A 6,954-nucleotide genomic window follows, 5' to 3' on the forward strand; every position below is an offset into this window, starting at 1 on the left:
CCTCGGGCCCGGCACATCACGCCCCACGGGCCCGTAGCACCACTGGTATCACCGCATACCCGGTACCACCCCGAACATCAGGAGCCGTCATGCGAGCCGTAGTCATCGAGGCACCCAACAAGCTCAACATCACCACCATCCCCGACCCCACGCCGGGCCCGGACGACGTCATCGTCAAGGTCGCCGCCGTGGGTCTGTGCGGCACCGATGTGCACATGCTGGCGGGGGAGTTCGGGCCGACCCGCTACCCGGTGGTACCCGGCCACGAGTTCTCCGGCGAGATCGTCGAGGTGGGCTCGCAGGTCACCGGCATGGCGGCCGGCGACCTGGTCGCGGCGGACCCGGCGATCTACTGCGGCGCGTGCTACTGGTGCGCCAAGGGCCGGGGCAACCTCTGCGCCGACTGGCGCACCATCGGCATCACCCAGGACGGCGCCTGCGCCGAGTACGTCAAGGCCCCGGCCCGTAACATCCACCACCTGCCCACCGGGCTGGAGCCGCGCCACGCCACGCTGATCGAGCCGCTGTCCACCATCGTGCACGGCCTCGACACGGTGAAGCCGGACTTCGGCGACAACTTCCTGATCTACGGCGCGGGCACCATGGGGCTGCTCTACCTCCAGAGCGCGAAGCGCGCCGGCGCCGCCACCGTCGAGGTCGTCGACCTCAACGAGGAGCGGCTGGCCGTCGCCCGCAAGCTCGGCGCGGACTCCGTCGCCACCAGCGCCGACGCCCTGCCGCGCGCGAGCAGCGGCGGCTGGGAGGTCGTCGTCGACTGCACCGGCGCGGTGCCCGCCATCGAGGACGGGTTCGGCCGGGTGCGCCGGGGCGGCACGTTCCAGCAGTTCGGCTGCGCCCCCGACCAGGAGCTGGCGCGGTTCTCGCCGTTCCGGATCTACAACGACGAGATCCGCATCGTCGGCAGCATGGCGATCCTGCACAGCTACGGCCGCGCCCTCGACCTGCTCGCGCAGGGGCTGATCGACTCCGACACCATGATCACCCACGGTTTCCCGCTGGACGGTTACGCGGAGGCGCTGGAGACCTTCGGCAAGGGCACCGGCCGCAAGATCCAGATCATCCCGGGCCTGGCCGCGGGCGCCACGGCCTGACCCCTGGGCACCGGACCGGGCCGGGCAGGGGCGCCGCGGCCCGCCCGGGGGCCGCGTCCGATCGCGGGTCCGCCGCGCCGCCGTAAACTCTTCGGGATACCCGTACGCCTGTCCTGCCAGGGAAGGAAAGCTGTTGAGCGACAGCGACAGCTACCGAACGTCCGACCGGAGCGCGGAGGCCGAGCGGATCATCAAGCTGAGCCCCAAGGAGCGCCGCAAGATGATCGCGGACCGGGTGCTCCAGCGGGGCCAGGTCTCCATCGAGGACCTGGTGCGCGTTCTCGGCGTCAGCCAGATGACCGTGCACCGGGACCTCGACTCCCTGGAGCACCAGGGCTGGCTGCGGAAGGTGCGGGGCGGGGCGACGGCCGCGCCCAGCGCGCTCTTCGAGAGCAACGCGCGCTGGCGCGGCAGCACCAGGCTTGAGGAGAAGCGGGCCATCTGCGCCACGGCCCTGGAAGGCGCCGAGCCCGGCCAGGCCGTCATCGTGGACGACTCCAGCACCGTGCTGTCCTTCGCCACCGGACTGTCCGCGCGCGGCGCCTTCACCGTGATCACCAACTCGCTCCAGGTCATCAACGAGCTGTCCGACGAGCCGGAGATCCAGGTGATCGCCCTGGGCGGCGTCTACCACGCCTCGTTCAACGCCTTCGTCGGCATGTTCACCGCCGACATGGCCCGCTCCCTGCGCGCCGATGTCGCCTACATCTCCGCCTCCGCCGTCGACAACGGCCACTGCTACCACCAGTCACAGGAGGAAGTGCTGGTCAAGCGGGCCCTGCTGGAGGCGGCGAGGCGCCGGGTGCTCCTGGTCGACCACTCGAAGTTCGGCCGCCAAGCCCTCTACCAACTGGCCCCGCTCACCGATTTCGACGCCGTGATCAGCGACGACCAGCTCCCGCCCGAACACCAGGAGTCCCTGCGCGCCCAGGGCGTACGCCTGGAACTGGCCGCCCTGCCGGGGTGACACACTCCGCGCGGCGGCGTGGCGAGCTTCACGCGGGGACGGCCCCGGCGCGGCGGCGGGACCCGGTCGCTCACTTCCCGCCGCGTGCCCATGAGCGGACCGCGGCGGTGGCCTGCCCCGCGTCGGCCGGGTCGAGCATCGCGATGCGCGCGCGGTGAGCCCCGCCGGGTGCCACGTAGACATGGGCGTCCCGCCCCGCTCCGCCACCCTCGCCCACCCGGAACGGCTCGGAGCGGCCGGGGTCCTCCGCCCCGTACACGAACAGCATCCGGCTGCCGCGCTGCCGCACCCAGCGGTCGATGTCGGGCATCGCGGCGGGCCGGAACCGCAGCGGGATGTCGCGGGGGACGTACGTACGCATCTCCTGGACACCCGGGTAGCGCAGCAGCCCCTTCAGGTGCGGGGCGGCGAAGTGCGGATAACCCAGCTCGGTGCCGAGCTGGTAGAAGTACGGCGTGAGGGAGGCGACGGTGCGGTCGGTGTAGACGGGCAGTTGCGTGACCTTCTCAAGCCACCCGTACAGCGCGTCGTCCGAGGCATCCGGCCGCGGCACGGACTCGCAGCCCGCGCTGCCCTGGTACATCCAGAACATCATCGGGAGCCGCAGGACCGCGAGTTCGTACGCCTTGTCGGCGCTCCCGATGATGTCGAAGCCGCGCCCTTCCTCCCGCGCCCAGCGCGCGTACCGGGCGACCAGCTCCGTCCGCCGTTCGAGCGCCGCCCGCTGCGCGCCGCTCAGCGCGGCCCGGCAGGACGCGGGCCCCACGCGCCCCAGGAAGGCGTCCCAGGCGCTGTCATCGCGGTCGTCCGTGTTGTTCGTGGCGGAGTAGGCGACGGTGCCGGCCACGTCGTCCGGGTAGAAGCGCCGGTGGTAGACGGCGGCCATGCCGCCCTTGCTGCCGCCCGTGGAGATCCATGGCGCGCGGTAGACGGATTTGAGGGCCCGCACGAGCCGGTGGTGGTCGCTCGCCGCCTGCCAGATGTCGAGCTTCGACCAGTCGAGGGCACGGGGGCGGGACGTGCCGAAGTACCGCTGTTCGGTGGAGATCTGGTTGCCGTCGACGAGCTGCGTCGGCTCGGAGCGGAAGGCCGGGTCGTCGCCGAGTTCGTAACCGGTGGTGTACAGGACCATGGGGCGCTGCACGGACTTGTGCAGCAGGGTGAGCCGCTGGTCGAAGGTGCCCTGTTCGGGGTGGCGGTGGTCGATGGGCTGCCGGTAGCTCAGCCGGAAGTAGCGGTATCCGGCCGCGGCGGGAACCTCCGCCAGGACGCGCATGCCGGGGATGCCCGCGAGCCGGTCGCGAATCCCCTCGTCTGCGTCCCTGTGCGCCTCGTCGGCCGCCCTGTTCGCCTCGCCGGCGCTTGCCGTGGCTCTCTGGGCCGCCGCGGCCGACGGCGCTCCCGCCGCCACGCCGCCCGCCCCCGCCCCCGCCAACAGGACGGGCATGAGCAGCCATGTGAGAAGGGGACGCCGCGCACGGCGGCGCCCGGGTCGGTTCGTAACGCTCGTCATGCCCCCAGCCAAGCGCCCCCGCCCCCGCCCCACGCCCCCCGGCAGTGGGCCCCGTCTCCCCCACGCGGGGGAGGCGCTTCCGCCCCTCAGTCCCCTCAACCGTCCAAGCATTCGCGTACGGCCTCGATCAGCCGGTTGGCGCGGGCGTCGCCGTGGCCGATCATGCGGTTGGCGACGTACGCGAAGCCCACCCCGAACTCGTCGTCGCCGAAGGCGAACTGGCCGCCGGCCCCGTCATTGCCGAAGCTGCGCGCGCCGAGCATGGGGCGGAAGGCGGCCGAGTCGAGGAGGAAGCCCGAGCCCCAGCGCGCGCCGGCGTCGAAGCCCAGCCACGAGGGGCCGGCCGAGACCTCGCGGACGGCGTCGGTCACGGTGTCCGGCGCGAGCAGCCGCTCGCGGCCGTCGACGCCGGTGGCGGCCGCCGCGTACAGCGTGGCCAGGCCGTGGGCGGAGGCCACCGCGCCCGCGCCGGGCAGCTCCATGGCGTGCAGCGCCGGGTCGTTCCAGCCGTGCGGCTCGTCGAGGCCGGGGAAGGCCAGCGCGCCGTTCATCGTGACGACGCGGGTGAGCAGGTGCTCGGGCCCGGGCAGCGGAGGCCGCCCCTCGGCCTCCACGAGCCGGGCGACATGGCCGCGCTCGGCGGCGGGCAGGCCGATCCAGGCCCGTAGGCCCAGGGGCTCGCCGATGGCCTGCCGGACGTACGCGCCGGGGGTGAGCCCGGTGAGGCGCCGGATGACCTCGCCGACGAGGAAGCCGAAGACGTGGCCGTGGTACTCGTACGCGGTGCCCGGCTCCCACAGCGGCCGCTGCTCCTCGATGGCGTGGATGACCGGCGTCCAGTCGGCGATCTCCTCGAAGGGAACCGTCCGGTCGAGGGCGGCGAGCCCGGCCCGGTGGCCGAGGACCATGCGGCAGGTGATGGCCTCCTTGCCGTGCCGCGCGAACTCGGGCCAGTACCGGCCGACCGGCGCGTCGAGGTCGAGGCGCCCCTCCTGCGCGAGGAGATGGGCGGCCACGGCGACGAGACCCTTGGCGCAGGAGAAGACCGGGACGGTCGTCTCCGCGTCCCACGGCCGGCCCGTGCGCTCGTCCGCGACGCCGCCCCACAGGTTCACCACCTGGCGCCCGTCCACGAACACCGTGACCGCCGCCCCCAGCTCGGGAAACTCGGCGAAGTTCCGCGCGAACGCGTCGGCGACGGCCCCCAACCCCTCGTCGGCCCACCCGCTGTACTCGCTGTGCCGCCCCATCGTCTCCCCGTCCTCCGCGTCGTCGCGCCACAGTACGCGCCATGGTCCCCGGCCAGGCCACGCTACGATCGCGCCCGCCGCTGTGACCAGCGATTTTCTACGGGCGTGAGATACCCGGCAGCGCGGCGCACCCGGCATCCGGCGCGCCGCGAACCACCCCGAAGCGCCACACGCGGGCGTCGAGTCCCGTGCTCGTCGCGGACCGGCGGTCGGGTGCGGGGCCGAAGCTCACGGCACCCGCGCCACCAGCAGGTCCACCACGTACGTCTCCTCCACCAGCCCCGCCGGGAAGAGTGCGCCGAGCGTGGCCCGCTCCTCGGCGAGGAAGCGGGCCGTGCGGGCCTCGTCCAGGATGAGGAAGGCCGAGTGGCTGGTGACGTTGGCGAGGTGGGTGTCGAGGGGGACGGTGCGGCTCCAGCGCAGCAGTCTGCGGGTGTGGGGGAGTTCGGCCAGACCGGACAGGCGGCCGGCGCGGATGTCGTCGGGGCGGCGGCGCTCCTTCGGCTCCACCCCGCACGCCCGCGCGATCCGTTCGTCCTGGGCGATCGCCCAGGGAATGTCGGCGGAGTCCGTGTTCCACCACAGCGCGAGCGCGCCGCCCGGCCGCAGCACCCGCAGCGCCTCGGGCACGGAACGGGCGGTGTCGGTCCAGTGCCAGGACTGCGCGTACGTCAGCAGGTCGCGCGAGGCCGTCGCCAGCGGCAGCGCGTTGCCGTCGCCCCGTACGAGAGGTACGTCCGGCAGCGCGCGGCGGAACTCCGCGGCCATGCCGGCGCCCGGCTCCACGGCGACCACCTCCGCGCCGCGCTCCCGCAGCAGGGCGGTGGCTATGCCGGTGCCCGCGCCGACGTCCGCCACGCGGGCCCCCGCCAGGGACAGTTCGCCCAGCTCGGCCACCGCGTCCAGCACGGCGGGCGGGTAGGAGGGCCGGTTCGCGGCGTACTGGGCGGCGGCCGCGTTGAAGGAGTGCGCGCGTGAGGGGGAGGACATGCCCTCATCCTCGCGCGCCGGGCCGCACAACGCGATGGAAAATGGACGGCGGCCTTCCTGGGCCCGGGCCCGGGCTCGACCCCCGGCTTCGGCCCTCGCCCTCGGCCCCCCGCCCTCGGACACCCCCGGCCCCGGAACGCCCCCGCTCGCGCGGGCTCGGCCCACCCGCCGGCGTAGATCATCCGCCGTGCAGAATGGCTTATGTGCCGATGACGAACACCCCGCAGAGGGCGACGATCGACGACGCCCGACTGGTGAGCCGCGCCCTGACCGCCGCCTTCGACGACGACCCGATGATGCGCTGGTTCTTTCCCGACGACGCCGCGCGCGAGGAGGGGCTGGGCCGCTACTTCTCCACCATCTTCACCCGGCAGTACGCGCTGCACGGCGTGTGCGAGCGCACCGACGCGGCGGCGGCCTTCTGGGTGCCGCCGGAGGGGCAGGAGAAGGCCGTGCCCGACGCGGAGACCGTCCAGGAGCTGGAGACCATCCTCGGGGAACGCGCCCCGCTCTTCCGCGACGCCGTCAAGGCCGCGGCCGGCCACTCCCCGGCGGAGCCGCACTGGTACCTCGCGGTGATCGGCGCCGACCCGGCCGCCCAGGGCCAGGGCCACGGCTCCGCCCTGCTCCGCTCGGGCCTCGCCCAGGCCGACGCGGCCGGCCTGCCCGCCTACCTGGAGTCCTCCAAGCCCGACAACCTCCCCGTCTACGAGCACTTCGGCTTCGAGGTGCGCGAGGAGGTCCGGCTGCCGGGCGGCGGCCCGCAACTGTGGATCATGCGCCGCGCGCCCCGCACCCCGTCCGAGGGCTGACCGGACGGGCGGCCTGACGGACGGCCGGACGCACGCACGACCCGGGCCTCCCGGCTCGCCTGCCTTACGGCGGCGAGCGGGAGGCCCGAGTCGTGGAATGAGAGCGATCGGTCCGTACGGGCGGCGTCCTACCGCAGCCGGGCCATCAGCGCGTGCTCCACCAGCGTGATCAACGCGCTCTTGGCCTCGCTGCGATGCCGGGCGTCCGTGATGATGATGGGGGCGTCCGGGCCGATCTGGAGTGCTTCGCGGACTTCTTCGGGGGTGTAGGGCTGGTGTCCGTCGAAGCCGTTGAGGGCGATGACGAAGG

Annotated in this window: 6 protein-coding genes and 1 pseudogene; 3 read left to right on the plus strand and 4 right to left on the minus strand. The window is 73.5% G+C overall.

Features of this window, described 5'->3' with window-relative positions:
- Positions 1 to 89: 89 nt before the first annotated feature.
- Both IF55_RS15455 and IF55_RS15460 read left to right on the plus strand, forming a co-directional pair.
- Positions 90 to 1,112, plus strand: coding sequence for a zinc-dependent alcohol dehydrogenase family protein (locus IF55_RS15455; RefSeq protein ID WP_030884764.1), 1,023 nt, complete (start codon positions 90 to 92; stop codon positions 1,110 to 1,112).
- 133 nt (positions 1,113 to 1,245) lie between these two features.
- Entirely contained in the window at positions 1,246 to 2,079 is an 834-nt protein-coding gene (locus IF55_RS15460; RefSeq protein WP_030884766.1) for a DeoR/GlpR family DNA-binding transcription regulator, read from the plus strand.
- Positions 2,080 to 2,149: 70 nt separating this feature from the next.
- Here IF55_RS15460 and IF55_RS15465 read toward each other — a convergent pair whose 3' ends face one another.
- The 3 genes from IF55_RS15465 to IF55_RS15475 form a co-directional block, all read right to left on the minus strand.
- Positions 2,150 to 3,526: a S28 family serine protease gene (locus IF55_RS15465; protein ID WP_245661210.1), complete on the minus strand. Its 1,377-nt coding sequence runs from the start codon at positions 3,524 to 3,526 to the stop codon at positions 2,150 to 2,152.
- Positions 3,527 to 3,687: 161 nt separating this feature from the next.
- Positions 3,688 to 4,842: a serine hydrolase domain-containing protein gene (locus IF55_RS15470; RefSeq protein WP_030884772.1), complete on the minus strand. Its 1,155-nt coding sequence runs from the start codon at positions 4,840 to 4,842 to the stop codon at positions 3,688 to 3,690.
- A 228-nt stretch (positions 4,843 to 5,070) separates the two neighbouring features.
- The gene (locus IF55_RS15475; RefSeq protein WP_030884776.1) at positions 5,071 to 5,832 is read right to left on the minus strand and encodes a class I SAM-dependent methyltransferase; all 762 of its coding nucleotides are present in this window, start codon (positions 5,830 to 5,832) and stop codon (positions 5,071 to 5,073) included.
- A 194-nt stretch (positions 5,833 to 6,026) separates the two neighbouring features.
- On the opposite strand from IF55_RS15475, the gene IF55_RS15480 reads away from it, so the two are divergent.
- A complete protein-coding gene (locus tag IF55_RS15480; RefSeq protein WP_030884779.1) occupies positions 6,027 to 6,644 on the plus strand; it encodes a GNAT family N-acetyltransferase in 618 nt (205 codons plus the stop codon).
- A 128-nt stretch (positions 6,645 to 6,772) separates the two neighbouring features.
- Here IF55_RS15480 and IF55_RS15485 read toward each other — a convergent pair.
- Positions 6,773 to 6,954: pseudogene (locus IF55_RS15485) on the minus strand (ATP-binding protein); the annotation flags it as partial.

Origin of the sequence: Streptomyces varsoviensis (assembly GCF_000718635.1) — a bacterium.
Lineage (GTDB): Bacteria > Actinomycetota > Actinomycetes > Streptomycetales > Streptomycetaceae > Streptomyces > Streptomyces varsoviensis.

Bases quoted from the DNA above. Each gene is read 5' to 3' on its own strand.
- IF55_RS15480 (WP_030884779.1), top strand. From the start codon at position 6,027: ATGGCTTATGTGCCGATGACGAACACCCCGCAGAGGGCGACGATCGAC.
- IF55_RS15475 (WP_030884776.1), bottom strand. From the start codon at position 5,832: ATGTCCTCCCCCTCACGCGCGCACTCCTTCAACGCGGCCGCCGCCCAG.
- IF55_RS15465 (WP_245661210.1), bottom strand. From the start codon at position 3,526: ATGCCCGTCCTGTTGGCGGGGGCGGGGGCGGGCGGCGTGGCGGCGGGA.
- IF55_RS15455 (WP_030884764.1), top strand. From the start codon at position 90: ATGCGAGCCGTAGTCATCGAGGCACCCAACAAGCTCAACATCACCACC.
- IF55_RS15470 (WP_030884772.1), bottom strand. From the start codon at position 4,842: ATGGGGCGGCACAGCGAGTACAGCGGGTGGGCCGACGAGGGGTTGGGG.